Source organism: Pseudomonas sp. R3.Fl, from assembly GCF_023516765.1.
Classification (GTDB): Bacteria; Pseudomonadota; Gammaproteobacteria; order Pseudomonadales; family Pseudomonadaceae; genus Pseudomonas; species Pseudomonas citronellolis.
In genome coordinates this window covers 6885898-6910549 of the sequence record NZ_JAMGSO010000001.1, presented here as the reverse complement: position 1 = coordinate 6910549, position 24652 = coordinate 6885898, and the positions used below count along the sequence as shown (strand labels likewise).

The following is a 24652-nucleotide window of genomic DNA, read 5'->3' as shown; positions in this document are numbered from 1 at the left end:
AGCCACGGCCGTCAATGTGGAGCAAGGCGGATACAGCGAATATGCAGGCCCTGCAGCGATCATGCGAATACTGCAAGAAGCTCGCGGGGCCTCAGGCGCGGCCCCGGGCCAGGGTCTGGCGCGGCGTCTCGGCGTAGCGCTGGCGGTACTCGATGGCGAAGCGGCCGAACTGGAAGAAGCCCCAGCGGGCGAGTATCTCGGTCACCCGCGCGGGCTGGCGCGGGTCCTTGAGGTCCTGGTGCACGCGCTCCATGCGCACGTCGCGCAGGTAGCGCATGGGGCTGACGCCGAGGAAGCGCTGGAAACCGTGGTAGATCGAGCGGCCGCTGACGCCGGCGATGGCCGCCAGCGTCTCCACGCTGATCGGCTGTTCGGCGTGGGCCTGGATGTAGTCGACGGCCCGCTTGACGTGGCGCGGCAGGACCTGGGCCGAGGGCTCGCCGAGCCGCTCGCTCAGGGTGTTGGGCTGCCAGGTCAGCAGCGTGGTCATCAACGTCTGTTCGAACTGCGCCCTGACCAGGGGCATCTCGAACAGCTGCGGGGCACGCTGCAGCACGTCGAACAGTTGCCGCGCCGTCTGCCCCCAGACCGCCCCGGCGGGGTTGCGCAGGTCCATCAGCGGGTGGAACGCCAGGGGCTGGCGCAGGTCGTGGTCGAGCAGAGCGCCGGCATGCCGTTCGAGGGCACCGCGCTCGATGCGCACCACCAGCTTCTGGCAGTCGCCGCTCCAGTTCATCTCCAGGCTCTCGTCAGGCGCGTGGATGCTGCCGTGCAGGCTGTCGCTGAGCAGTTCGCGGCGGCCGATCCGCTGCCGGTCGTGGCCGGCGAAGGGCAGCTGCACCAGGTAGAACGAGCCCAGCTCGCCGGGGCGGATGTGCACCTCGGCGCCGTAGCGCATGCTGCTGAAACTCAACTGCTCGGTGCGCAGGTGCTGGTGCCGGTAGTCCAGGCGCGTCGCCGCCTGGCGCAGCTCCAGGCGGTGCTCGCAGAACACCGAGGCCACCAGCCGGCGCGTCTCGTCGAGGTCCTGCGAATGCAGCAGCGCATCGCGGTTCAGGTGGCAGCTGTCGGGCACTGTCGTCATCTTCGCCTCCCAAGGGATATCGCCATGCCAGGTTCCCGCTTCGCCGCGCCGGCCCGCACGCGTCCACCCTACCCCGCGAAGCGCCCTGCCCGGTATGGGCTGGAAAAAAATCCCGTGCCCAGGGGCACGGGCAAACCAAGGAGCTACACAAGGAGCTACAGAAAACCGGCGGGCGATGGAACTAGGCGCCCGCCGGCAACAACACGATGCAGCCCGAGGTGCGCCGGGCTTCCAGGTCGCGGTGCGCGGCGGCGGCCTGCTCCAGCGGATAGCGCTGCATGAGCGGGATGCGCACGTCGCCCCGCGCCACCCTGGCGAACAGCTCGTCGCTGAGCGCCTGGGCCCGTTCACGGCTCGACACGTGGTGCCACAGGCCCTGGTAGGTGAGGTACAGCGAACCCTTGCTCACCAGTTGCAGCGGCGCGATGGCCGGCGCGGGGCCGGAAGCGTCGCCATAGGCCACCAGCAGCCCGAACGGCGCCAGGCAGTCGAGGGACTTTTCGAAGGTGTCGCGGCCGACCGAGTCGTACACCACCTTGACGCCGCGCCCGCCGGTGATTTCCCGCACCCGCTCGACGAAATCCTCGCGGCGGTAGTTGATCGCGTGCGCGGCGCCGTGCTCCAGCGCCAGCCGGCACTTCTCGTCGCTGCCGGCGGTGGCGATCAACTGCAGGCCGAGCGCCCTCGCCCACTGGCAGGCGATCAGGCCCACGCCGCCCGCCGCCGCATGGAACAGCACGCTATCGCCGGGGTGCAGCCCTTCCACCGGGGGGCAGCGCGTCAGCAGGTAGCAGGCCGTCCAGCCCTTGAGCATCATCGCCGCGCCGGTCTCGAAGTCGATCGCGTCCGGCAGCCGGCAGACCGTCATCGCCGGCATCAGCCGCACGTCGCAGTACGCGCCCGGCGGGAAGCCGGCGTAGGCCACGCGGTCGCCTGCGCGCAGGTGCTCCACGCCGGCGCCGACCGCCTCGACCACGCCGGCCCCTTCCATGCCGAGCTGCAGCGGGAACGGCAGGCCGTACAGGCCCTTGCGCTGGTAGATGTCGAGGAAGTTCACGCCGACGGCGTGGTGGCGGATGCGCACCTCGCCCGGGCCGGGCTCGCCGACGGCGACCTCGACCACGCGCAGCGCCTCCGGGCCGCCCGGCTGGTCGATGCGGATGACTCTGCCCGTGTGCAGGCTCATGTCTCTCCTCCCCTTCGAAGGTGGGGCGGATGGTCCCTTGCGGGAACCTCCGCCGGGGTACGTTTCAGCGTTTGCCCAGCGCCGCGGCGATTTCCTCGAGCACCCGCGGGTCGTCGATCGTCGCCGGCACCACGGGCGTCTGGCCATCGGCGAGGGCCCGCATGGTGGAGCGCAGCACCTTGCCCGAGCGCGTCTTCGGCAGGCGCGCGACTATCAGCACGGTCTTGAACGAGGCCACCGCGCCGATCTGCTCGCGCACCCGCGCGATCAGCTCCCGTTCAAGCGCCTCCGCCGGGCGCCGGACGCCGGCCTTGAGCACCACCAGGCCCAGGGGCAACTGCCCCTTGAGCGGGTCGGCGACGCCGATGACCGCGCATTCGGCGACGTCCGCGTGCCCGGCCAGCGCCTCCTCCATCGCCCCGGTCGAGAGGCGGTGGCCGGCCACGTTGATGATGTCGTCGATGCGCGACATGATCCAGGCGTAGCCGTCGGCGTCGACGTAACCGGCATCGCCGGTCAGGTAGTAGCCGGGATAGCGCGCCAGGTAGTTGTCGAGGTAGCCCTGCACGTCGTTCCACAGCGTCGGCAGGGTGCCCGGCGGCAGCGGCAGCTTCAGCACCAGGTTGCCGATCTGCCCGGCGGCGACCGGCGCGCCCTCGGCGTCGAGCGCCTGCAGGTCGAACCCCGGCACCGGCACGCTGGAGGAGCCCGGCTTGACCGGCAGCGCCTCGATGCCCTGGCAGTTGGCGATGGCCGGCCAGCCCAGCTCCGTCTGCCACCAGTGGTCGACCACCGGCACCCCGAGCAGCGACTGGGCCCAGGCGATGGTGTCAGCGTCGGAACGCTCGCCGGCGAGGAACAGCGCCCGCAGGCAGCCGATGTCGTGGTGCCGCAGCCGCTCGCCCTGGGGGTCTTCCTTCTTGATCGCCCGCAGCGCGGTGGGCGCGGTGAAGAAGGTGCTGACGCGGTGCTGGGCGATCACCCGCCAGAACGCCCCGGCATCCGGCGTGCCCACCGGCTTGCCTTCGTAGAGCAACGTCGTGCAGCCGAGCAGCAGCGGCGCATAGACGATATAGGAATGGCCGACCACCCAGCCGACGTCGGAGGCGGCCCAGAAGACCTCGCCCGGCTTCGCCGCGTACACCGCGCGCATCGAGTAATGCAGGGCCACGGCATGGCCGCCGTGGTCGCGCACCACGCCCTTGGGCTTGCCGGTGGTGCCGGAGGTGTAGAGCACGTACAGCGGGTCGGTGGCCGCGACCGGCACGCAGTCCACCGGCTGCGCGGCGGCCATGGCCGCCTGCCAGTCGAGATCCCGCCCGGGAACCAGTTCGGCCCGCAGCTGCGGGCGCTGTAGCAGGATGCAGTGCGCGGGCTTGTGCGCCGACAGCGCGATGGCCTGGTCCAGCAGCGGCTTGTAGGCCAGCGTGTGGGTCGGCTCGATGCCGCAGGAGGCCGTCACCACCAGTTTCGGCTGCGCGTCCTCGATGCGCTTGGCCAGCTCCGGCGCGGCGAAGCCGCCGAACACCACCGAATGCACCGCGCCGATCCGCGCGCAGGCGAGCATGGCGATCAGCGCCTCGGGCACCATCGGCATGTAGATGACCACGCGGTCCGAGCGCTCCACGCCCAGCGCCCGCAGGCAGCCGGCGAAGCGCGCCACCAGGTCGCGCAGCTCGCGGTAGCTGTAGGTTTCGCAGCGGCCGCTGACCGGGCTGTCGTAGATCAGCGCGGCCTGCTCGGCGCGCCCGCCCTCGACGTGGCGGTCGAGGGCGTTGTAGCAGGTGTTGAACTCGGCCCCGGCGAACCAGCGGTACAGGGGCGCCCGGCTTTCGTCGAGCACTTCGTCCCAGGGGCGGTGCCAGTGCAGGTGCCGCGCCTGCTCGGCCCAGAATGCCCGCGGCTCCGCCAGCGAGCGGCGGTGCTCCTGGCGGTAGTGGCTGTCGTCTTCCTGCCCGGCGCTGGGGCACGCATGGATTTCGTTCATTTTGTTGTTCTCTGGGTTGCATCCGGGCCCGTACCCGCCGCGGGAAACACGGCGCCGCAGGCTCAGCCCGATCTTATGAACCGCCCCCGCCCCGCACACTCCCGTGGGCGGGGCCTTTATCCCGGCAGCGCAGGAAAACGCGCTCAGATGCCCGGCGGGTGCCTGCGGTGCCAGTCGCTCACCTTCTGCAGCGCCATGCCTGCCCGGCACAGCACGGCCTCGCCGCCCTTGCCGGCGATGAACTGGCACCCCAGCGGCAGGCCTTGCGGGGTGAAGCCGCAGGGCAGGCTCAGGCACGGATGGCCGCTGACGTTGAAGGGCGCGGTGAACTGGATCAACCGGCGATTGGCCTCCGCGTCCAGCGCCAGGGCCGCCAGCTGCTCGTGGCTCGGCGCCGCGTAGGGCTGCACCGGGGCCAGCAGCAGGTCGACCTGGGTCAGCAGGCTTTCCAGCTCGCCAGTGAAGCGCTGCGCGGCGAGCAGGATGTGCTGGTAGTCCATGCCCGAAAGCGCCCGCCCGCCGTCGATCAGGCGGCTCAGCGCCGGCCCGTATTCCGCCGCGTGCTGCGGGTAGATGGCGGCATGGGCGACGGCGGTCTGCACGCCGCAATGGGCCTCCCAGTTGGCGCTCACCGCGCGGGTGTCGGGCATGCGCACGCGCAACAGCTTGCCGCCGCCCTGCAGGACGATCTCCATGACCTGCTGCAGCGCCCGCTGGATCAGCGGGTCGACGCCGTCGCTCAGCCAGGCCTCGTCCACGCCGATGCGCAGGCCCTGGAACGACTCGTCCAGGCCGGGAATCTCCAGGCACACGCTGGGCAGCGAGGTGGGGTCCTGCGGGTCGTGGCCGGCGATGGTCGACAGCAGGAACAGCGCATCGCGCGCGCTGCGGGTGATCGGGCCGATATGGTCGAGGCTGGCGGCCAGCTCGAAGCAGCCATGCCGGCTGACCCGCCCCCAGGTCGGCTTCAGCCCGGTCAGGCCATTGGCCGCGCAGGGGAAGCGGATCGAGCCGCCGGTGTCGCTGCCCAGCGAGGCGTAGCAGAGCCCGGCGGCGGTGGCCACCCCGCAGCCGCTGGAGGACGCGCCCGCCCAGTGCCCGGCATGCCAGGGGTTGTTCGGCGCGACCAGGCTCGGGTGGTGGATGGCGAAGGCGCCCTCGGTCATCTGCAGCTTGCCCAGCAGCACCGCGCCGGCTTCGCGCAGGCGCGCGACCACGGTGGCGTCCTGCTGCGGCACGCGGCCGCGCAGCAGCGGCATGCCGGCGCAGGTCGGCACCCCGGCGGTGTCGAAGAGGTCCTTCACCGCGATGGGGATGCCATGCAGCGGGCTGCGGCACTCGCCGCGCATCAGCTCGCGCTCCGCCTGGCGGGCCTGTTCCAGGGCCAGCTCGGCGGTGACGCAGGCGTAGCTGTGCAGTTGCGGCTCCAGGCGCTCGATGCGCGCCAGCTGCGCCTCGACCACCTCCACCGGCGACAGCTTGCCGCTGCGGATCAGCCGCGACAGCTCGTACATTTCCAGGTAGTGCAGTTCGCTTGGGGCGTTCATTCGTGCCCTCCGATGAAGGTCAGCGCCAGCGCATTGAACTCGTCCGGCGCCTCGCTCTGCAGGTGGTGCGCCAGGTTGCCCAGCACGTGCAGGCGGGCGTCGGCGAACTGGTTGAGCATCAGCATCGGTACGTCGACGCCGCCGAACCAGTCGTGCAGCCCCCAGCAGATCAGCGTCGGCGCCAGCACCCGGGAAAACACCGGCATCAGGTTCTCCCACTCGCCGAAGGCCCCGGGGGTCTGCAGCAGCGCGATGAAGCCGGGGTTGGCGCTGGCCTCGAAGCGCAGGCGCAGGGTCTCCTCGTCGAGGCGGGCGTCGTCATGCAGCTCGTAGCGGCGCATCAGCGCCGCCATCTTGTCCAGGCTCGGCCCGCCGTCGGCCAGGTAGTAGTCGCTTATCAGCCCGGCGGCGTGCTTGCTGAACAGCGGCAGCGGCTGCATCACCCCGCGCTCCACCGGTTGCGAGCCGATCAGCAGCAGGCTGCCGACGCGCTCGGGATGCTCGGCGGCGAAGCGGATCGCCACGCAGCCGCCGAAGGACTGGTTGACCAGGTGCGCCCGGGGGATGCCCAGCGCATCCATGAAGCCCAGCAGCTTGCGCGCATGCCAGCTGAAGACCGGGCCCTGCACCGGCACCATCGCGGACTGGCCGAACTGCGCCAGGTCGAGGAAATAGCAGCGGTGCCGCGCGCAGAAGGCCGCGGCGCTGAGGCGGAAGTTGCTCCAGGCGGTGCAGCCCGGGCCGCCGCCGTGGGTGAAGATCACCGGCGGGCGGTCGCTGGGGCCCTCGACCAGACGGTAGTGCAGGCGCACGCCGTCCAGCGTGACGAAATGGCTGCTGGAGCCGGGTATCTGCGGCATGGGGGTTCCCCTGGAAAGGTGACCCGGCCTGCAGCGCAGGCCGGGTCGGGCTGGCGGTCAGTCCTTGATCTGCTCGACCTTGTACCCCGGGCGCTTGCCGTCGGCGGTCTGCTTGAAGATCAGGCTGGTGTCCTTGACCGCGCCGGCCACGCCGCGGCCGGGCTTGGCGATGCCGCGGTTCCAGCGCGAGGCCAGCTTGCGCCAGGTGATCGGCGAGACGTCGGTGGCGACCAGTTGCTCCTCGTCCCAGCCGGTGCCGTCGTAGTAGAAGTTCTGCATGGCCTCGCGGGCGTACAGGTCGCAGTCGTTGAAGCCGTGCAGGCACAGCGGCTCGTAGACGCGGTCGAAGCGGTACTGGTGCTTGGTCCGCTCTTCCTCGGTGTTGCACACGCGGACGATGATTTCCCAGTACTCGTGGGTGTCGTCGGTGATGGGCACGTACCACTCGTACTGCGCCATGTGGTCGCCCGGCCAGTTCTCCACCATCAGCACGCCCGGCAGCACCACCGAGGTGCGGTAGAAGCGGCCGTTGACGCCCTCGACCTTCAGGCCCAGTTCCTTGTTCTCCAGCACCGGCGCCCACTTGTCGGTGAACAGCCACTGCATCAGGCCTTTCGGGCCGTTCTCCTCCTCCACCACGCTGATGCAGTCGTCGCCGGTGGGCAGCAGGCCCAGCGGCAGGACCCAGTCCATGGCATGGACGATGGTGTTGTCCTTGTGCACCAGGATGTGCGCGTTGTCGAAGCCGTTCTCGCAGGCGATGCGCCAGTTGCCGAAGCCGGTGCGGTGCATGCCCAGCACCATCGCGTTGTCGTCCAGCAGGCTCGGCGAGGCCGGCCACAGCGGGTGCGGGAACTGCTCGCTGCGCTCGGGGAAGCGGAACGGCAGGTCCTGGGCCAGGGGCGGCACGTCCTCGTCCGGGTAGTCGTCCTCGCGGACGAAGACGAAGATCATGCCGTTGACTTCGTGCACCGGGTAGGTGGTGACGCCGGTGGTGCCGATCAGCTTGTCGTCCGGGTTGGCGACGATGGTCACCAGCTTGCCGCTCTCCAGGTCGAAGGTGAAGCCGTGGTACCAGCAGGAGATGGTGTTCTTGGTGAAGCACATGGGTTTTTCCGAGAGCCGCACGCCACGGTGCAGGCACTGGTCCTTGAGGGCGAACACCTTGCCGTTGGCGCGGCGCAGCACGATGGGGATGCCGCAGATCTGGATGCCCTCGACCTGGTCCTCCACCAGCTCATGGCTGAACAGCGCCGGATACCAGTGGTTGATGAAGCCCCAGGCCGCATCCTTGTAGGGCTGGTACTGGCTCTGGGTCTTGGCGTTGTTGACGCGGGCATCGCTGATGCCGGTCTTGACCTGGCGGCGGCGGATGATCGGTTGCTCGGACATGAAGGGACTCCCCATTGGCTGACTGGACAGGCGCCGCGCCATGCGGCGCGCTTGCGGGCCATCCTAGAAAGCCGCTCCCCGGCTGACGCTCCCGCAACCGAGGGCGTTATCCCCCCAGCGCAGAAAAAGCGCAGGGGTTACAGGGGCATGGGGAAAGGGGCTGGGCGAGACTCAGGTGCGGGCGGGAAGGCAGTGCGGGGAAGGGGGACGTCCGTGTCCGCGGTGTTCAACGGGCCAGGGTTTCCGAGGGGCTTTCGCCGAAGCGGCGCTTGTAGTCGGTGGTGAAGTGGCCGAGGTGGCTGAACCCCCAGCGGAAGGCCACGGCGGTGACCGTGGTGTTGCCCGGGGACTGGCGCTGCAGTTCCTCCTGGACGTGGCGCAGGCGCACCTCCTTCAGGTACAGCATCGGCGAGGTGTTGCGGTAGCGGCGGAAACCGGTGAACAGCGAGCGGCTGCTGACGCCGGCGTGCTCCGCCATGTCGATGATGGAGATCGGCTCGTGGGCGTGCTCCTCGATGTAGCGCTCGACCTTCTTGACGAAGGACGGGGCGATCACCGGCCCCTCGCTGGCGAGCATTTCCGCGCTGTAGTTGTGCGGCTGGCAGGCCAGCAGCACGTTCACCAGCGACTGCTCGAACTGCGCGGCCAGCAGCGGCGAGGGCTCGCCGTCGTCGGCGGAAAGGCTGTCGTAGATCCAGCCGACGGTGCGCATCCAGCAGCGCCCCTGGGGCGTGTCCAGCGGCATGGCCGGCTGGAACTCCAGCTCCTTGCGCAGCATGCGCCCCAGGTGCTGCTGGCAGTTGCGCTCCAGCAGGCTGGTGTCGATGCGGATGATCAGTTTCTCGGTGCTGTTGCTGTGGTTGATCCGCGACGGCAGGTGGGCGTTGAGCACCGAGCCCATGTGCACGTTGGAAAGCACGCGCTGGTTGCCGCACTCGATCTGCTCCTGCCCGCAGATCGGCATCTGCACCAGGGTGAAGGTGTCGAGTTCGCCGGGCTCGATGGTGATGTCGCCGCCATAGCTCATGCGCCCCATGCCGATGCTGCCCAGGCGCCGGTAGTAGATGCGGGTGTTGAGCGAGCTGTTGGCGTCCAGGCTGGACAGGCGGTTCTCGCAGAATATGCGCTCCCCGCACTTGCGGGCCTCCTCCAGGTCCTGGGTGCGACAGACTTCGTAGCGCGACAGGACGACGTCCGGTGGTACCGCGGGGGAAAAGAACAGGCGTTCCATATAGCACCCTCCTCCGCCCGGGCACGCGACCGGGCAGGCTCTCACGTTTTATTCGGTGCGCGGCGTCGGGGACTGCGCACCATTATTGTTATCGCGACCAGGACCGGCCGACCGCTGCGGCGCAGCCCAACCGGGGTGCGTCACGCATCGCTGCGGTGCGGCGGGCGGCGCCTGGGCGCCGCCCGGCCGGTACGCGGAGCCAGCAGCGCCGGGGCGCGCTGTCACCGCATCGGGTATCCCGGGCCGTCCTCCCATGCAGATGCAATAAGCACGCCCACCGGCCAGGCCGGGGCCATGGAAACGGACGGCCGGGAAAGGTCTTGCAGCTACGCGCCGGGGGCCTTTTCCCAGGGCGCTCTAGGATGATGTTCTCTGGCCAGGGGCAACGCCCCGGGCCGCTTTCGGCGCACCTCGCCGGACGGGCGCGTCAGCGCCGCGCGCCGACCATCACGAAGAGCATTCGCGCCGCAGTGTTACCGGTGTTACGCCAGGCGTGCCGGGTACCCGACTGGACCACCACATCGCCCTGGCGCAGATGGGTACTGCGCCCCTCGTCGAGTTCCAGGAGCAGCTCCCCTTCCAGCACCACGCCGTAGTCGATGCTGTCGGTGCGGTGGAAGCCGGGATGCTCGGCCTCGAACAGCTCCGCCATGCCCGGCAGCCGCGCGCGCATCTCGTCGAGAGCGGCGGCGGCGTCAACCGCCTCGACGGGCACATCCTGCTGCGGCGGGAAGGTCACCAGCATGACGCTGGTGCCGCCCGGCACCGGCAGCACCGAGGCCACGCCCAGGGCCGGGTCCCCGGGGCTGGCGAGGATCCGCGGCTCGGCGCCGGTCTGCCACACCAGCGCCGCGGAGAAGCCCGGGGAATGGACGAACGGCTCGGTGCCGGCGAGCGGGCCCTGGCTGTCGATCTGCGAAAGGCCGCGGCTGTCGTGGCCGGTCACGATGCGATTCACGTGCATGGTCGGGTCTTCCCTCGGTTGTTCATTCGTGCGCGATGTGGAAGTTGACGAAGCCGCTGGCCTGCGCCTGGATGTCTTCCAGCGCCTCGTTCAGGCGCTCCAGGGGGTAGGCCCGCTCCTCCAGCACGGACAGGTCGAGCACGCCCGAGTCGATCATGCTGGCCATCTCCTCGCCTTCGGCCGGGGTGAACCAGAGCGAGCCGATGTACTGCAGCTGCGCGCACATGAAGGGATGCGGGTCGATGGGGATGGGGCCGGCCACGCCGCCGATCTGCACGATGCGCCCGCCGCGGCCGACCGCCTGCATCGCCTCCACCGAGAGCGACGCCGGGGCCTTGGCGCCGAGGGTGTCGAGCATGGCGTCGACGCCGCCGGGAAGCTGTTCCAGCACCTGCTCGTGGACGCTGCGCTCGCCGATGCGGATCGGCACGATACGCTGCGGCGCCAGCGCCCGCAGGCGTTCCAGGGCGGCAACGTCACGCGCGGCGACCAGCACCTGCGAGGCGCCGAAGGCCAGGGCCAGGAGCGCCGCGCCGACGCCCAGGGTGCCGGAGGCGCCGAGGACCAGGATGCTCTGCCCCGGGCGCAGGCCGGACTTGCGGATCGCCGAGTAGGCGGTGCCCAGGTAGCCGAAGCGGGTGGCCTGGGAGAAGCTCAGGCGTTGCGGCAGGCGCACCAGGTTGTTCGCCGGCGCGGTCATGTACTGGCCGTAGCCGGCATAGGGGTAGCGCTCGAAGATCGCCTGCGAGCCGGGGCCGAAGCCGAAGTAGCCGAGGAAGGTGTATGCCGCGCAGCGCGGCGTCTCGCCCTGCCGGCAATGGCGGCATTCGCCGCAGCCGACGCCGGGGTTGACGTAGACGCGGTCGCCCGGCTCGAAGGCGCTGACCGCCGAGCCGACCGCGGCGACCACCCCGGCGGAATCCAGGCCGAAGGTCGCCGGCAACGCCGGCAGCGGCAGGAAGGGATACCACTCGGGGAAGTAGGTGGTGACGTTCTTCAGGTTGGGGATGATCCCGCTGGCCTCGACCTTCACCAGCACGTCATGGGGGCCGGGGGCCGGCCGGGGTAGTTCGTCGATGCGGAATCGTCCGCCGATCTCGTGCAGGCGCGCGGCCTTCATGGTCGACATGCTCGTGTTCTCCGAAGGGCCCGGCGCCGCCGTTGCGGCGCAGGGCCCGGGGTGGCAGGAAAAAGGGGGCGGCGTCCGTGCCGCACTGAAACTGTTGCGGGCCCGCCGTCAGCGGCCGGCGGCCTGCAGGGTCTGCAGCGAGAAGTTGCTGGCCTTGGCCGGGAAGTTGGTCTTCCAGCTCGCGGTGTCGATCAGCGAGACCGTGGCGTGGTTGCGCTGGAAGTCGATGATCGCGCCGGCGGTGGTGCGCACGTCGCCGTCGGCGATGTTGGAATAGGAATGGAATTCCATGAACTTCCAGAACTCGCCCTTGCGGTCGTAGGCCTCGGCGTAATAGAAGCGCGGGTACTTCACGTCCATGTACAGCACCTTCTTGCTGTAGGGGTGGATGGACGGGGTGATGGCTTCGATCACGTAGACCTCGCGCGGCTCGAAGTTGTTGTTGTTCATGTTCCAGTACGGCGGCTGGTCGTCGAGCACCGGGTACTTCTCGGCCGGCGTCTTGCCGTCGGTCTTCCACAGGCCGGTCTTGCTGTTGGCCACGGCGAGCACCCAGCGCGTGCCCAGCAGCTTGTACTGCGGGTACCAGCAGGGGCGCGCGTTGAACACGTCCAGGTCGTCCTGCAGCTGGTCGGAGGAGCCGACCGGGTCCATCCAGGCGCCGCCGGACAGGCGGCGGACGCGGCGCACCGCGGGGATGTAGGCCCAGACGTCGTTGACCTTGTCCGAGTCGTACATCTGCGTGTAGGTCCCCAGCCCCTTCATGTCCGAGGGCGACTTGAAGTACAGCAGCTGGCGGCCGCGCTCGCTGCCGTCGCCTTCCACCGCCTGGTCGCCGGTCAGGCGGCCCTTCATCGAGTAGCGGCTGAACTCCGCCACCGGCTCGGCGTGGATGCCCTTCTTGCCGTCGATCAGCAGCTGGGTGAACTGCGGGACCTGGGAGACGTCGCCCACCAGTTGCCCCAGGTGCCAGTTCCAGATGAGCTTTTCCGCGGCCTGCGGGTCCTTGGCGTCGATGTTCGGGAAGGGCTCGCCGGCGCCCCAGTTGTCCACCCGGCAGGCCTCCTTGTTGATCACCGCCTTGCCGGCGTTGGCCTGGGACGCCTTGACCCAGCGCGGGTCGAGCTTGACCTCCTGGGACTTGGCCAGCGGCAGTTTCCAGCCGGTGTTGCGGATCCGCCATTCCATCTTCTCGGTCAGCAGGCTGGCGATGCTGTGGCCTTCGAAGGTGTCGTTCTTCACCTGGTCGAGGTTGGCCGCGGAGATCACCGTCCCCGGCGCCAGTTCGGCGGCGCAGGACAGGAGCGGAGCCAGGCAGGCGATGGCCAGGCCCAGGGTACGTTGCAAAGCGAGTGGTGCGCGTTTCATGGTCAGGTCTCCACTGCGGATCAGAACAGGTAGGTCAGGCTGGTGTAGAGCTGGTCGCGGTTGTGGAAGTAGCCGAACAGCGTGGTCTTGTCGCAGTTGGCGGCATTGCCCGGGGTGCACTTGTCGCCGTCGCGCCAGGCGTCGTCCCAGAAGGCGTCGTACTCGACCTTCCAGCGCCACTTGCTGGACAGCTCGAAGGTGACCGAGGGCACCGCGAACCCGCCGTTGTTGCTCAGGTCGGCGCCCAGCACCAGCTGCGGGTGGATGCGCCCGCTGTCGTAGCTGAGGTCGAAGATGGTGGTGGCCAGGATCGAGTGTTCCTTGACCTTGCCGCCCCAGCCGACGCTGTAGAGCAGCTGGTCGTCGGAGTCGTAGTTCTGCACCCATTTGTCGAACAGCTGGACGGAGAAGAACATCGGTTTCTCGGTACCCAGCAGGCTCTGGGTGGCGGCGATGTTCTTGTCCATGCGAAGCATCAGCGCGACGACGTTCTTGGTCTGGAAGCCGTCGAAGCCCGGGGCGATGTTCTGGCTGAGCGGGGTCGGCACCGGCAGCGCGATCTGGTAGGGCGCGTCCTTGATGTACGCCACCTCGGTGCTGAACACCGCATCGGCCGCGTCGGAATAGCGGCTGGCGGTGAAGCCGTAGATGTTGACGATCGGGTAGATGATCTCGCCGGCCAGGCCCTTGGTCTGCTCGGTGCCGACGGTGCTGGCCCCGGACGGCACGTCGGGCAGGCCGAACAGCGCGAGGTTGTTGGAGGCGTTGAGGATCGGCGAGTTGTAGAAGGTGCGCAGGTAGGACAGCGAGTAGTTGGTGTCGCCGAGCATGCCGCTCCAGCGCAGGCCGCCGGTCCAGTGGCGGTAGTCGCCCGCGTTGTTCTCGTAGTTGTAGGGGTCGATGTTGCGGAAGTCGACGCCGGCATAGGGCTGGCTCGACCAGCGCGCGCCGTAGATGTCCAGCTCGCTGCCGATGTCCTGCTTGCGGTCCAGCCCCGGCCGCACGAAGGCCTCGATGCCGCCGTCGGCCTCGGGCACGTCGACGTTCACCTTGACGATGTTGTTGGTCTTGCGCAGTTCCTCGTTGGCCGGCTCGAGGAAGCTGCGCCAGGTGTAGTCGAAGCCGTGCACCAGGTCGTTGGCGGCGAAGAAGTCGGTCTCGCCCCAGGCGATCTGCTGCTTGCCGATGCGGAAGCGGGTGCGTTCGCCGACCGGGAAATCGATGTACAGCTCACGGATTTCCTCCTTGTCGTAGAGGTCCATGATGTCGCCGTGCTCGCCGGAGTGGTAATTGTTGGCGCCCATGTCCTCCAGGTGCTTGAGGAAGTCGGTCTTGACCTCGCGCGAGGCGCGCAGCTTGGCCACCACCGAGACCTGGTCGGTCGCCGCCCAGTCCAGGTTCAGGCGCGCGGTGCTGCGCGCCATGGACAGCTTGCCGCCGTCGCTGTAGCCGGGGGTGTCCTCCCAGTTCTTGGTGTTCCAGGACAGTTCCTCGCGCAGGTAGCCATCGACCTTGAGACTGTCGTCGGCCAGGGCCGGCACGGTCACCGGCACCAAGGCGATGGCCAGGGCGAGCTTGTGAAGTGCAACACGCGGTTGCACGCAGGAGTCGACGCTAGAGTTCACCGGATACCTCCCCAGAGGTTAAGAGCGGCCAGAAGCCATGGTTTTGGTTTTGTTGTTGTGCGTTCGCTTTCACACGGCCTGCAGCGGGGCCGGCTCCAGCGCCTGCAAGGCAGCCGCATGCGGCTGCCCGGCGAAGATGAAACGGGGACGGAAGACGTAGATCAGCGAGGGCATCACGAACAGCGCGGAGAGCGCCGACACGCTCAGCCAGATCGCCATCAGCAGGCCCATCTCGGCCTGGAAGCGCAGCGACGAGGCCCACCACAGCAGGGTGCTGAGGATCAGCACGCTGGCGGTGACGATCACCCCCATGCCCGCGGAGTGCAGGGCCTGGCGGATGGCATGCTCGGGGCTGCTGCCGATGGCGATCTCTTCCTTCACGCGGTCGGCGATGTAGAAGGCGTAATCCACCCCCAGGCCGATGCCCAGGGCCGCCACCGGCACCGTGTTGATGTTCATGCCGATGCCCTTCCAGGCCATGAAGCTGAAGGTCAGCATGTTGGAGATGATCACCGGGACCATGAACAGCATGCCGGCGACCGCCGAGCGATAGACCAGGGTGCAGAGCACGGCCAGCACCAGCAGCGCCAGGGCGATGGCCTCGATCTGGCTGGAAAGGATGATCTCGTTGACCGCGGCCATCACCCCGATCACCCCGCCGGCCAGCTGCCAGTGCCCCTGGCTCAGGGGGTTCTCGGCGATGAATTCCTTGATCCGCGCCACCGCGGTGCGGATGGTCTCGCCCTGGCGGTCGCGGAACATCAGGGTCACCGAGCCGTTGGCGTACTGGGTGTCGGTGAAGCGGTCCATGTCGCCCGGCTCGGACACCGAGTCGAGCATGGCCACCAGGCTGCCGTTGATCGCGTCGTCGTCGCCCAGCTCCAGGTAGCGCGGGTTGCCCTCGCGCAGGCTGCTGTTGACGTGGGGCAGCACGTCGGCCAGCGACAGCGAGCCGCCGATCTCCGGCTGGGCCTCGATGAAGCGCTGGAAGCGGTTCATCGCGTGCAGCGCCTCGTTGCTCTTGACCAGCCCGGGGTGGCCGTCGTCGCCGAGCACGATGAACATCCGGTCGACGCCTTCGAAGCGGCCGTTGATCGCCGCGGAATCGAGGTTGTACTGCGCCTGCGGCCAGAGGATCGGCGAACCCGGGTTGGCGTCGCCGATCTTCAGGTTGAACGCGTACCAGCCGGCGCCCAGCACCAGCAGCAGGCTGCCGCCGAGCACCAGGTAGCGGCCGCGGGACAGCGTCACCGCGACGCTCAGGTCGAGCACCTTGCGCAGCGCCGGCAGGCAGTCGAACGGATGGGCGAAGCTGTGCGGACGGCGGATCCACGAGAGCATCACCGGCGTCAGGATCACCGCGCTGACGGTCAGCGTCGAGACCCACACCACCGACAGCACCGTGAGCTTCTGCAGCATCGGGATCGGGCTCAGGGCGACCACCGCCATGCACGCGGCGTCGGCGATCACGCCCAGCATGCCCGGGCGGAACAGGTCGGCCAGGGCGACCCGCGCAGCCAGGCGCGAGACCGCCCCCGGCGGCCCGTCCGCTGGCAGCAAGGCCAGCTCGTCATCGAAGCGGTTGACGATCTGCACCGAGTGGGAGACCGCCCGCGAGGTGATGAGCATCGCCACCACGATGACCAGCGGTTCGAAGTTGATCCGCAGCAGGTGGCAGATGCCCAGCGCCCAGAGCGCGCTGACCACGCCGGCGAGCAGGGGCAGGAACACCCCGCGCCAGGTGCGCAGCAGGACGAACAGCAGCACCAGGGTTACCGCCACGGCGGCCAGCACCAGGTGCAGGGTTTCCGGCACGTGGTGGTTCACCCAGCCATACAGGATGGGGTCGCCGACCAGGCGGATCTTCACGCTGCCGTCGTCGACCTTGGCGACCAGCGCGCGGATCTGCTCGAAGACCTTGGCGTAGTCCACCTGCTGGTCGATGAAGTCCACGGTGATCAGCGTCGCCTGCAGGTCCTTGGACACGTAGGGCCCGTAGACCAGCGGGTTGCGCAGCACCGCCTGCTTGAGTTCCTCCATGCCCTGGGCGCTGTCCGGCACGTCCGGCCACATCAGCGGGCGGCTCTCGATGCCCTCGGTGGAGGCGCGGACCTCCTTGAGCTTCTTCGAGGCCAGCGAGGTGATCTGGTACTGGTTGACCGCGGACACCTCGCGCAGCCCCAGGGTCACCTGGCGCACCTTCTCCAGCAGCGGGCGCTGGAAGATGTCGCCCTGCTCCACCTCGAACATGATGGTGACCATGTTCGAGCCGCCGAAGGTGTCCTTGAATTTCTCGTGGGTGCGCACGTACTCGTGGCGCGAGGGCAGCATGTCCTCGAATACGGTGCGCACCTCGATGTGCAGGGCGGACCAGCCCAGCAGCAGGGTCAGGGCCATGAGGATGCCCGCCACCCAGGCACGCCGGCGGATGCAGAAATCAGCAATGCGTTCGATCATCTCGTTGTCTCGAAGAAGTGGACGAGGCAGGTCAGGGTTTCAGCGGCGACCAGTGGCGGCCGTCCCAGCGGCCGATGCCGTCGCCGGCCAGCCAGGTCTGCTTGCCGCTGGACAGCGCGCCGGTGTGCCAGGACAGGTCGCGCGCATCCAGCGTGCCGCTGCGCCAGGCGATGTCGCCCGCGCCGACGCTGCCGGCGACCCAGCGGCCGAGGGCGCCGAAGGCCAGCCACTGCTGCTGCGCCGGGTTCCAGATCACGCTGAACAGGTGGTCATGCACGCCGAGCCCGACCGGCTGCCACTGGCGGCCGCCGTCGCGGGTCACCAGCAGCGTCCCCTCCACCCCCACCGCGACGCCATTGGCGGCATCGCGGAAGCGCACGGCCATCAGCGAGCCAGGCACCGGCGCGGGAATCTCCTCCCAGTGCGCCCCGAGGTCCTGGCTGAGCAGGATGCGGCCGAACTCGCCGACCACCACCAGGCGGCCGTCGTCCAGCAGCGCGGCATCGTTCCAGGCGACGTCCTCCTCCTCGCGCAGGCGCTGCCAGTGGGCGCCGAAGTCATGGCTGACCAGCAGCGCGCCCATCTCGCCGACGGCGATCGCCAGCCCCGCCGGGCCCACCCGCACCCGGTTGAGCTTGTTGGCCACCGCCGAGCGCGGCACCGCGTCGGCCAGGCGCCAGTGCCGGCCGGCGTCGTCGCTGTGCAGGATGACGCCGTCGTTGCCGACGGCCACCAGGTGGTTCGCGTCCCAGGCGGCGATGTCCTGCAGGGGCTTGTCGCTGGGCGTTTCCTGGCGGCTGATGCGGCCGTCGGCGGAGATGGCCAGGACCTTGCCGTTGGAGCCGCAGGCCAGGACCGTGCCGTCGGGCAGCTGGGCCAGGCCGTAGAACTGGTCGCGGCGCTCCAGGGGCGGCGGCGTGACGCTGCCGCCGACCGGCTGCGGCTTGATGAACAGGCCCGCCCAGAGCAGGCCGCCGATGATCGCCCAGGGCAGCACCACGGCCAGCGCGTTCAGCGCGCGGCGCGGCAAGCCCGGGCCGCGGGCGCCCTGCTGCGGGGAGGATGCTTCGATGTTGATGAGTTTTGTCATAGCGTTGGATTCGCACACAAGGATGGTCTTCTGGCCGACGACCAAGGCGATTCCACTCTAGGGAAGGGGGTGCCGGGGGGACTATCCCGCCACTGCAGGGGTTATCCGCTGTGCGCAGATTAGTGGCCTGGATCAACCGCACGCCGCATGCGCCAAGGCTTCCCGGCAACGCACAAGGCCCGGCTTGCGAGGGCCGGGCCAGGGGGCGCAACGCGGGAACGGCTAGAGGCGGAAGCGGCTGACCAGGGCGCCCAGGCGCTCCGCCAGCGCCTGCAGGTCATGGCTGCGGCGGCGCACCTGGCCGGCGCTGCGCGAGGCGTCGTCGGCGGAGCTGGCGATCGAGGCCAGGCTGTGGGACAGCTGCTCGCTGGTGGAGGCCTGCTGGCCGGTCACGCTGGCGATCTGCTGACTCATGTCGCGCACCTGGCCGATCATCCGGGTCACGCGGTGCAGGGCCTCGCTGGCCTCGCGGGCGCTGGCGACATTGCCCAGGGAGGTGTTGCGGCTCTTCTCGAGCATGCCGACCACGGTTCGCGTGCGCTCCTGGATCAGCGACACGCTGCGGTGCACCTCCTGGGTCGAGGTGTGCGTGCGCCGCGCCAGGGCCCGCACCTCGTCGGCGACCACGGCGAAGCCGCGCCCCTGCTCGCCGGCCCGGGCCGCCTCGATGGCGGCGTTGAGCGCCAGCAGGTTGGTCTGCCCGGCGATGTCGCGGATCACCGCCACCACGGTGCCGATGTCCTCGCTGGCCGATTCCAGCTGCCCGGTCAGGGTGCAGATCTGCTCCAGCGTCCGCGCATCCTCGGCGATGGCCTCGTTCAGGCAGGCGACCGTGGCCTGCCCGTGGCCCACGGCCTGGTCACCCTCGCGCGTGGCCTGGGCGGCCTGGTCGGTGTTGCCGGCCACCTCCTCGATGCCCTGGGACATCTGCCGCATGGCGGTGGCCAGCTGGCCGATCTCGTCGCGCTGGGTGTCCACGCCGCGGCCGGTGACCTGGCTTTCCTCCTGCAGCGCCTGGGCGGCGCCCTGCAGGGCCTGGCTGGTCGCGGTTATCTCCTGCACCAGGGCGGCCATGATGTCGAGGAAGCGGTTGAACTCCCGGACCAGCACCGCCAGCTCGTCGCGCCCCTCGAACGGCAGGCGCGAGGACAGGTCGGCCTCCCCCGCCACCAGTTGGCGTATGGCCTTGACCACCGCGTCCAGGGGGCGCGTCATGGCGCGGCCGAGCCAGAAGACCAGCCCGCCGATCAGCGCCGCGGCCAGGCCGCCCAGCACCAGCAGTTGAATCGCCAGGGCCTTCACCCCGCCCAGCAGGGCCGCGCTGGGCAAGGCGGCGCCGAACGACCAGGGCGCGCCGGTGGCGCCTATGGCGACCGGCACCGCCAGCATGAACACCTCCTCCCCCATCGCCGGCGAGAGGAAGCGGATCGACAGCGGCTTGCCGTTGCGCACCGCGTCGACCATCGTCTGCAGGTGGTCGCCGAGGAAGTCCGACTCGGTCTCGGCGGTGTGCCGCCCGACGCGCCGGGGATCGGGGTGGGCGACCAGGGTGGTGTCGTTGGCCGTCAGCGCCGCCAGGCCGACGCCCAGCGGCCGCAGCTGGGCCACCTTCGCCTGGAGCATCCCGGCGTCGAGGCCCAGCCCCAGGTGCCCCGCCAGGTGGCCGTTCTGGCGCACCGGCAAGAGCACGGGAATCACCGCCCTGGTCAGGCCGGCCCGCGCCGGCGAGCGGGGCGAGGCCACGCTCTCGCGGTCGCCGGCGGCGCCCCCCAGGGCTTCGAGCACGGCCGCACACTGCTCGGCCGTGGCGGCCTGCACCGCATGCGCGTCACGCAGCCAGCACAGCGCCTCCGCGGCGCCGGCGTGCAGCGGCATCCACCAGGCGATGCTGGCCTGGGGGCTGTCCAGCAACAGCGCCTCCAGCAGCTGCTCGCCGAGCCGGCGATCCGGCAGCGCGCCCTCGACCAGCTCGCGGGCGAGCATGTCCGCGCTCACCCTGCCCGAGTGCATGGCGCCGTCGAAATACGAGGAAATCTCCGCGGCCTGCTGCTGCACGATGGCCTGCACGGCCACTTCGGCCAGGGCCTCGGTGGAGGTCTTGCTCGACTGGTAGACCAGCACGACCGTCGCCAGGTAGATCAGCGTCGTCAGCGGCAGGACGGTCAACAGCAGTTTGCTCTTCAGCGACAGGTTGGCCAGCATGGTGGGGCCCGTTTTCAATGTCGACGATCATGTCGTCCCGGCCGCCAGCCCAACGCGACGGCGTGCTTTTCGTAGGATGGGTCGAACCTGCGAAACCCATGTGGCCATGGCGATGGGTATCGCTTCGCTCAACCCATCCTACGGGGGTGTTTCTTCTGTACCTGCAACCGTGCCGCGGTGCTCTTCGTAGGAGCGAGCTTGCTCGCGAACCCGGCCTCGCAGCGGGGGTTGGTTCGCGAGCAAGCTCGCTCCTACAGGGCCAGGTCGGTGCTTTCGTAGGATGGGTTGAGCCTGCGAAACCCATGCGGTCATGGCGATGGGTATCGCTTCGCTCAACCCATCCTACGGGGGTGTTTCTCCTGCGCCAGCAACTGCGCCGCGGTGCTCTTCGTAGGAGCGAGCTTGCTCGCGAACCCGACCTCGCAGCGGGGGTTGGTTCGCGAGCAAGCTCGCTCCTACAGGGCCAGGTCGGTGCTTTCGTAGGATGGGTCGAACCTGCGAAACCCATGCAGTCATGGCGATGGGTATCGCTTCGCTCAACCCATCCTACGGGGGTGTTTCTCCTGCGCCTCCGCCACGTCGTTCCCGTGTAGGAGCGCGCCCTGCGCGCGAATCGCAGGCAGGGCCTGCTCCTACAGTTGAGGTCGAGGTCAGCAGATCCAGTCCCGGGGCGCGGCCTCGAAGGCGCTGAATCCCCGCGTTCGCGGGGATGACGGGGGAAACGCGAACCCTTCCCTTACCCGTCACTCCCGCGAACGCGGGAGCCCAGCGACTCCGGCGCCTACCGGCTGGCCAGCAGGTCCAGGGCCACGTCGACGATCATGTCTTCCTGGCCGCCGACCATGCGGCGTTTGCCCAGCTCGACGAGGATGTCCACGGCCTTGATGCCGTACTTGGCCGAGGCCACTTCGGCGTGGCGCAGGAAGCTGGAGTAGACGCCGGCATAGCCCAGGGCCAGGGTTTCGCGATCGACGCGTACCGGGCGGTCCTGCAGTGGGCGCACCAGATCGTCGGCGGCGTCCATCAGCGCATAGAGGTCGGTGCCGTGGTGCCAGCCGAGCTTGTCCGCTGCGGCGATGAACACTTCCAGCGGCGCGTTGCCGGCGCCCGCGCCCATGCCGGCCAGGCTGGCATCGATGCGGTTGCAGCCCTCCTCCACCGCGGCGATGGAGTTCGCTACACCGAGGCTGAGGTTGTGGTGGGCGTGGATGCCGGTTTCGGTTTCGGGCTTCAGGACAGCCTTCACGGCACGGAAGCGCGCGCGGATGTCATCCATGTTCATCGCACCACCGGAATCGACGACGTAGATGCAGGTAGCTCCGTAGCTCTCCATCAGCTTGGCTTGCTGCGCGAGGCCTTCCGGCGTCTGCATGTGGCTCATCATCAGGAAGCCGACGGTGTCCATGCCCAGCTCACGGGCGTATTCGATGTGCTGCTTCGAGACGTCAGCTTCGGTGCAATGGGTGGCCACGCGGACCACGCGGGCGCCAGCGTTGTAGGCGTTCTTCAGATCGTGGATGGTGCCGATGCCCGGCAACAGCAAGGTGGCGATCTTCGCGTGCTTCACCACGTCGGCCGCCGCTTCGATCCACTCCAGATCGGTGTGGGCGCCGAAGCCGTAGTTGAAGCTGGAGCCTTGCAGACCATCGCCATGGGCCACTTCGATGGAGTCGACTTTTGCCATATCCAGCGCTGCTGCAATCGCACGCACTTCGTCCAGCGAATACTGGTGGCGAATGGCGTGCATGCCGTCACGCAGAGTCACGTCGGAGATATAAAGCTTGTTCATGCCGAAGCCCCCATTGCCTGCGCCATACGCTCGGCGGTGGCCAGCGCGGCGGAGGTCATGATGTCGAGGTTGCCGGCGTAGGCCGGCAGGTAGTGGGCAGCGCCTTCGACTTCGAGGAAGACCGAGGTCTTCAGCCCGGAGAAGCGGCCATGGCCGGGAATGTTCAGGTCACGGACTTCGTCGAACTGCACCTTCTGCTTCAGGCGGTAGCCCGGCACATAGGCCTGAACCGCAGCAGCCATCTCCTCGATGGAGGCTTCGACCTTGGCTTGATCGACCGACTCGCTGAGCACGTACACCGTGTCACGCATGATCAGCGGCGGCTCGGCCGGGTTCATGATGATGATCGCCTTGCCCTTCGCCGCGCCGCCGATCACTTCGATGGCCTTGCTGGTGGTCTCAGTGAACTCATCGATATTGGCGCGAGTGCCAGGACCAGCCGATTTCGACGCGATGGAGGCAATGATTTCCGCGTAGTGCACTTTGGCCGCCCGCGAAACGGCCGCGACCATCGGAATCGTCGCCTGCCCACCGCAAGTCACCATATTCACGTTCAACGCCTGCAGGTGCTGCTCCAGATTGACCACCGGCACGCAATACGGACCGATTGCGGCCGGGGTCAGGTCGATCACGCGAAGACCGGGCTTGTGGCCCCGCAGAAACGCGTCGTTCTTCACGTGGGCGCCGGCTGAAGTGGCATCGAAGACGAAGTCGATCTCGTCGAAGATCGGCAGGCGGGTCAGGCCCTCCACGCCTTCGTGGGTGGTGGCCACGCCCATTCGTGATGCGCGGGCCAGACCGTCGGAGGCCGGGTCGATGCCGACCATGGCGGCCATTTCCAGATGCTGCGCATTGCGCAGGACTTTGATCATCAAATCGGTGCCGATGTTGCCGGAGCCGATGATGGCGACTTTGCGTTTGTTGCTCATGGCATTCCTCGGAAAGCGTTCGATCAAGAGCGCTGAAGGCTGGAAGGCTGGACGAAAAAGCACCGACCTCCGCTCTGGCAGGGACTGCTTGTCGTTCAGCCTCCAGCCTCCAGCGCTTTTTTCGGCTTTTAGCTCTGGCTGAAGGTCACACCGACGCGGCCCAGGCCATCGATCTCGGCGTCGAAACGGTCACCGGCGGCTACCGCGACCATGGGCCCGAGGGCGCCGGTAAGGACGATGTCGCCAGCCTTCAGCGGGTCGCCCAGGCGGGCCAGGGTGCGTGCCAGCCACACCGCTGCGTTGAGCGGATGGCCCAGGCATTCGGCGCCGCTACCGCTGGAGACCGGTTCGTCGTTGCGCGTCATGCGCATGGCCGCGCCGCGTAGGTCCAGGCCATCCAGGCGCCGCGCCGGGCCGCCGAGCACGAAGCAGCCGCTGGAGGCGTTGTCGGCCACGGTGTCGGCGAAGCGGATGTTCCAGTTGGCGATGCGGCTGCCGACGATTTCCAGGGCCGGCAGCACCCAGCCGGTGGCGTTCAGCACGTCAGCGAAGGTGGTATCGGCGCTGGGCAGGTCGCGTTCCAGCACCAGGGCGATTTCCGCTTCGATCTTCGGTTGCAGCACGCGGCCAAAGGGCACGGTTTCGTTGTCGCCATAAGCCATGTCGGCAAACAGGCAGCCGAAGTCCGGCTGGTCCACGCCCAGCTGGGCCTGCACCTTGGGGTTGGTCAGGCCGACCTTGCGGCCGACCAGGCGGCGGCCGGCGGCCAGGGCGTGGGCGACGTTGAGACGCTGGATGGCGTAGGCCGCTGCGCCGTTCTCCGCGCCGATGGCGTCACGCAGTGGCGCGATGGCCTCGCCCTGCTGTTCCGCGCAGCGCAGCTCGGCGGCCAGGCGTTCGAGGGTCTCTTGGCTGATGGTCATAGGGCACCTCGGGTTCAGTGCTGGAGGAAGTCCAGCACCAGGCGGTTGAAGGGTTCGGCGTGTTCCCACTGGGCCCAGTGGCCGCAGTTGTTGAACACGTGCAGCGAGGAATTGGGGATGCCGGCGAGCAGGCGCAGGCCGGCGTCCATGGGTACGAAGCGGTCATTGCGGCCCCAGACGATCAGCGTGGGCGCCTGGATCTCGGCCAGGCGCGAGCCGAAGTCGGGGAACTGCCTGGGGTTGGCGGCCAGGCTTTCGACGAAGTTGTCCAGGTGCTCGCGGCGGCTGAGCATGTTGTCCAGGCGCGTCTGGAACAGTTCCTCGGTGAGGTCGCTGGCGTCGAAGACGAAGACGTTCATCATCCGCTTCAGGTTGTCGATGGTCGGCTCGCGGTACAGGCCGTTGAGCAGCTTGATGCCCTCGGTGGGCATCGGCACGAAGGGGCTGGCGCCGCCGGTGCCGCCGCCCATCAGCACCAGCTTGCCGACGCGCCGCGGGTTGGCCAGGGCGAAGGCCACGGCGCTGTGGGCGCCCATGGAATTGCCGAGGATGTGCACGCGCTCCAGGCCCAGCACGTCGAGCAGGCCCCTGAGCGCCGTGGCGTTGAGGTCCGAGCGCGAGCCGCGGCAGACGATGGGGTCGCTCTTGCTCCAGCCGGGGCAATCCATCAGGACAACCCGGTAACCGGCGGCCAACAGCGGCTCCAGGTTACGGCTGAAGTTGGCCCAGCCGCTGGCGCCGGGGCCGGAGCCATGGAGCATCACCACGGTCTCGGCGCCCTCGCCCAGGTCGTTGTAGTGCAGCTGCAGGTCCAGCCCGCCTTCGCGGATGCGCGCGAAGCGGCTGCTGTCGGCGTCGTTCGGCGACCTGTTGATGGTGGTCATCGGCG

Annotated in this window: 17 protein-coding genes and 2 pseudogenes; all 19 read right to left on the bottom strand. The window is 68.8% G+C overall.

Annotated features, from left to right (window positions below; all coding sequences use genetic code 11):
• Window positions 1–91 precede the first annotated feature (91 nt).
• The gene (locus M8R19_RS30485) at window positions 92–1084 is read right to left on the bottom strand and encodes an AraC family transcriptional regulator (protein WP_009619907.1); all 993 of its coding nucleotides are present in this window, start codon (window positions 1082–1084) and stop codon (window positions 92–94) included.
• A gap of 181 nt (window positions 1085–1265) precedes the next feature.
• Window positions 1266–2270 carry a quinone oxidoreductase family protein gene (locus M8R19_RS30480; protein ID WP_074979613.1) on the bottom strand — a complete coding sequence of 335 codons (1005 nt, stop codon included), beginning with the start codon at window positions 2268–2270 and terminating at the stop codon, window positions 1266–1268.
• Between the two features lie 64 nt (window positions 2271–2334).
• A complete protein-coding gene (locus tag M8R19_RS30475) occupies window positions 2335–4257 on the bottom strand; it encodes a propionyl-CoA synthetase (protein ID WP_249919830.1) in 1923 nt (640 codons plus the stop codon).
• Window positions 4258–4400: 143 nt separating this feature from the next.
• Window positions 4401–5804, bottom strand: coding sequence for an amidase (locus M8R19_RS30470; protein ID WP_249919829.1), 1404 nt, complete (start codon window positions 5802–5804; stop codon window positions 4401–4403).
• Window positions 5801–6664 (bottom strand): alpha/beta fold hydrolase, encoded by an 864-nt coding sequence (locus M8R19_RS30465; protein WP_249919828.1) that lies wholly within the window; start codon window positions 6662–6664, stop codon window positions 5801–5803. Before M8R19_RS30465 ends, M8R19_RS30470 begins: the two co-directional genes overlap by 4 nt.
• 57 nt (window positions 6665–6721) lie before the next feature.
• Complete coding sequence (locus M8R19_RS30460) at window positions 6722–8056, bottom strand: aromatic ring-hydroxylating dioxygenase subunit alpha (RefSeq protein ID WP_074979607.1); 1335 nt, start codon at window positions 8054–8056, stop codon at window positions 6722–6724.
• 226 nt (window positions 8057–8282) lie between these two features.
• A complete protein-coding gene (locus tag M8R19_RS30455; RefSeq protein ID WP_074979605.1) occupies window positions 8283–9287 on the bottom strand; it encodes an AraC family transcriptional regulator in 1005 nt (334 codons plus the stop codon).
• 427 nt (window positions 9288–9714) lie between these two features.
• The gene (locus M8R19_RS30450; protein ID WP_074979603.1) at window positions 9715–10251 is read right to left on the bottom strand and encodes a cupin domain-containing protein; all 537 of its coding nucleotides are present in this window, start codon (window positions 10249–10251) and stop codon (window positions 9715–9717) included.
• A 22-nt stretch (window positions 10252–10273) separates the two neighbouring features.
• Window positions 10274–11380, bottom strand: coding sequence for an alcohol dehydrogenase catalytic domain-containing protein (locus M8R19_RS30445; protein WP_249919827.1), 1107 nt, complete (start codon window positions 11378–11380; stop codon window positions 10274–10276).
• Between the two features lie 108 nt (window positions 11381–11488).
• Window positions 11489–12748: a DUF1329 domain-containing protein gene (locus tag M8R19_RS30440; RefSeq protein ID WP_116425328.1), complete on the bottom strand. Its 1260-nt coding sequence runs from the start codon at window positions 12746–12748 to the stop codon at window positions 11489–11491.
• 20 nt (window positions 12749–12768) lie between these two features.
• The gene (locus M8R19_RS30435; protein WP_249919826.1) at window positions 12769–14373 is read right to left on the bottom strand and encodes a DUF1302 family protein; all 1605 of its coding nucleotides are present in this window, start codon (window positions 14371–14373) and stop codon (window positions 12769–12771) included.
• A 69-nt stretch (window positions 14374–14442) separates the two neighbouring features.
• Window positions 14443–16830, bottom strand: a complete 2388-nt coding sequence (locus M8R19_RS30430) for an efflux RND transporter permease subunit (protein ID WP_249919825.1) — start codon at window positions 16828–16830, stop codon at window positions 14443–14445.
• A 31-nt stretch (window positions 16831–16861) separates the two neighbouring features.
• A complete protein-coding gene (locus M8R19_RS30425) occupies window positions 16862–17920 on the bottom strand; it encodes a WD40/YVTN/BNR-like repeat-containing protein (RefSeq protein ID WP_024128391.1) in 1059 nt (352 codons plus the stop codon).
• 222 nt (window positions 17921–18142) lie between these two features.
• Window positions 18143–18667: pseudogene (locus M8R19_RS33610) on the bottom strand (methyl-accepting chemotaxis protein); the annotation flags it as partial.
• Window positions 18668–18838: 171 nt separating this feature from the next.
• Window positions 18839–19309: pseudogene (locus M8R19_RS33605) on the bottom strand (HAMP domain-containing protein); the annotation flags it as partial.
• Between the two features lie 1594 nt (window positions 19310–20903).
• The gene (mhpE, locus tag M8R19_RS30415; RefSeq protein ID WP_249919823.1) at window positions 20904–21911 is read right to left on the bottom strand and encodes a 4-hydroxy-2-oxovalerate aldolase; all 1008 of its coding nucleotides are present in this window, start codon (window positions 21909–21911) and stop codon (window positions 20904–20906) included.
• The gene (locus tag M8R19_RS30410) at window positions 21908–22840 is read right to left on the bottom strand and encodes an acetaldehyde dehydrogenase (acetylating) (protein WP_249919822.1); all 933 of its coding nucleotides are present in this window, start codon (window positions 22838–22840) and stop codon (window positions 21908–21910) included. Before M8R19_RS30410 ends, mhpE begins: the two co-directional genes overlap by 4 nt.
• A gap of 128 nt (window positions 22841–22968) precedes the next feature.
• Window positions 22969–23763: a 2-keto-4-pentenoate hydratase gene (mhpD, locus tag M8R19_RS30405; RefSeq protein WP_249919821.1), complete on the bottom strand. Its 795-nt coding sequence runs from the start codon at window positions 23761–23763 to the stop codon at window positions 22969–22971.
• A 14-nt stretch (window positions 23764–23777) separates the two neighbouring features.
• The gene (locus M8R19_RS30400; RefSeq protein WP_249919820.1) at window positions 23778–24647 is read right to left on the bottom strand and encodes an alpha/beta fold hydrolase; all 870 of its coding nucleotides are present in this window, start codon (window positions 24645–24647) and stop codon (window positions 23778–23780) included.
• Window positions 24648–24652 lie beyond the last annotated feature (5 nt).

Coding starts and splice junctions, on each gene's coding strand:
- M8R19_RS30485 (WP_009619907.1), bottom strand. CDS start 1,084: ATGACGACAGTGCCCGACAGCTGCCACCTGAACCGCGATGCGCTGCTG.
- M8R19_RS30480 (WP_074979613.1), bottom strand. CDS start 2,270: ATGAGCCTGCACACGGGCAGAGTCATCCGCATCGACCAGCCGGGCGGC.
- M8R19_RS30475 (WP_249919830.1), bottom strand. CDS start 4,257: ATGAACGAAATCCATGCGTGCCCCAGCGCCGGGCAGGAAGACGACAGC.
- M8R19_RS30470 (WP_249919829.1), bottom strand. CDS start 5,804: ATGAACGCCCCAAGCGAACTGCACTACCTGGAAATGTACGAGCTGTCG.
- M8R19_RS30465 (WP_249919828.1), bottom strand. CDS start 6,664: ATGCCGCAGATACCCGGCTCCAGCAGCCATTTCGTCACGCTGGACGGC.
- M8R19_RS30460 (WP_074979607.1), bottom strand. CDS start 8,056: ATGTCCGAGCAACCGATCATCCGCCGCCGCCAGGTCAAGACCGGCATC.
- M8R19_RS30455 (WP_074979605.1), bottom strand. CDS start 9,287: ATGGAACGCCTGTTCTTTTCCCCCGCGGTACCACCGGACGTCGTCCTG.
- M8R19_RS30450 (WP_074979603.1), bottom strand. CDS start 10,251: ATGCACGTGAATCGCATCGTGACCGGCCACGACAGCCGCGGCCTTTCG.
- M8R19_RS30445 (WP_249919827.1), bottom strand. CDS start 11,380: ATGTCGACCATGAAGGCCGCGCGCCTGCACGAGATCGGCGGACGATTC.
- M8R19_RS30440 (WP_116425328.1), bottom strand. CDS start 12,748: ATGAAACGCGCACCACTCGCTTTGCAACGTACCCTGGGCCTGGCCATC.
- M8R19_RS30430 (WP_249919825.1), bottom strand. CDS start 16,830: ATGATCGAACGCATTGCTGATTTCTGCATCCGCCGGCGTGCCTGGGTG.
- M8R19_RS30425 (WP_024128391.1), bottom strand. CDS start 17,920: ATGACAAAACTCATCAACATCGAAGCATCCTCCCCGCAGCAGGGCGCC.
- mhpE (WP_249919823.1), bottom strand. CDS start 21,911: ATGAACAAGCTTTATATCTCCGACGTGACTCTGCGTGACGGCATGCAC.
- M8R19_RS30410 (WP_249919822.1), bottom strand. CDS start 22,840: ATGAGCAACAAACGCAAAGTCGCCATCATCGGCTCCGGCAACATCGGC.
- mhpD (WP_249919821.1), bottom strand. CDS start 23,763: ATGACCATCAGCCAAGAGACCCTCGAACGCCTGGCCGCCGAGCTGCGC.
- M8R19_RS30400 (WP_249919820.1), bottom strand. CDS start 24,647: ATGACCACCATCAACAGGTCGCCGAACGACGCCGACAGCAGCCGCTTC.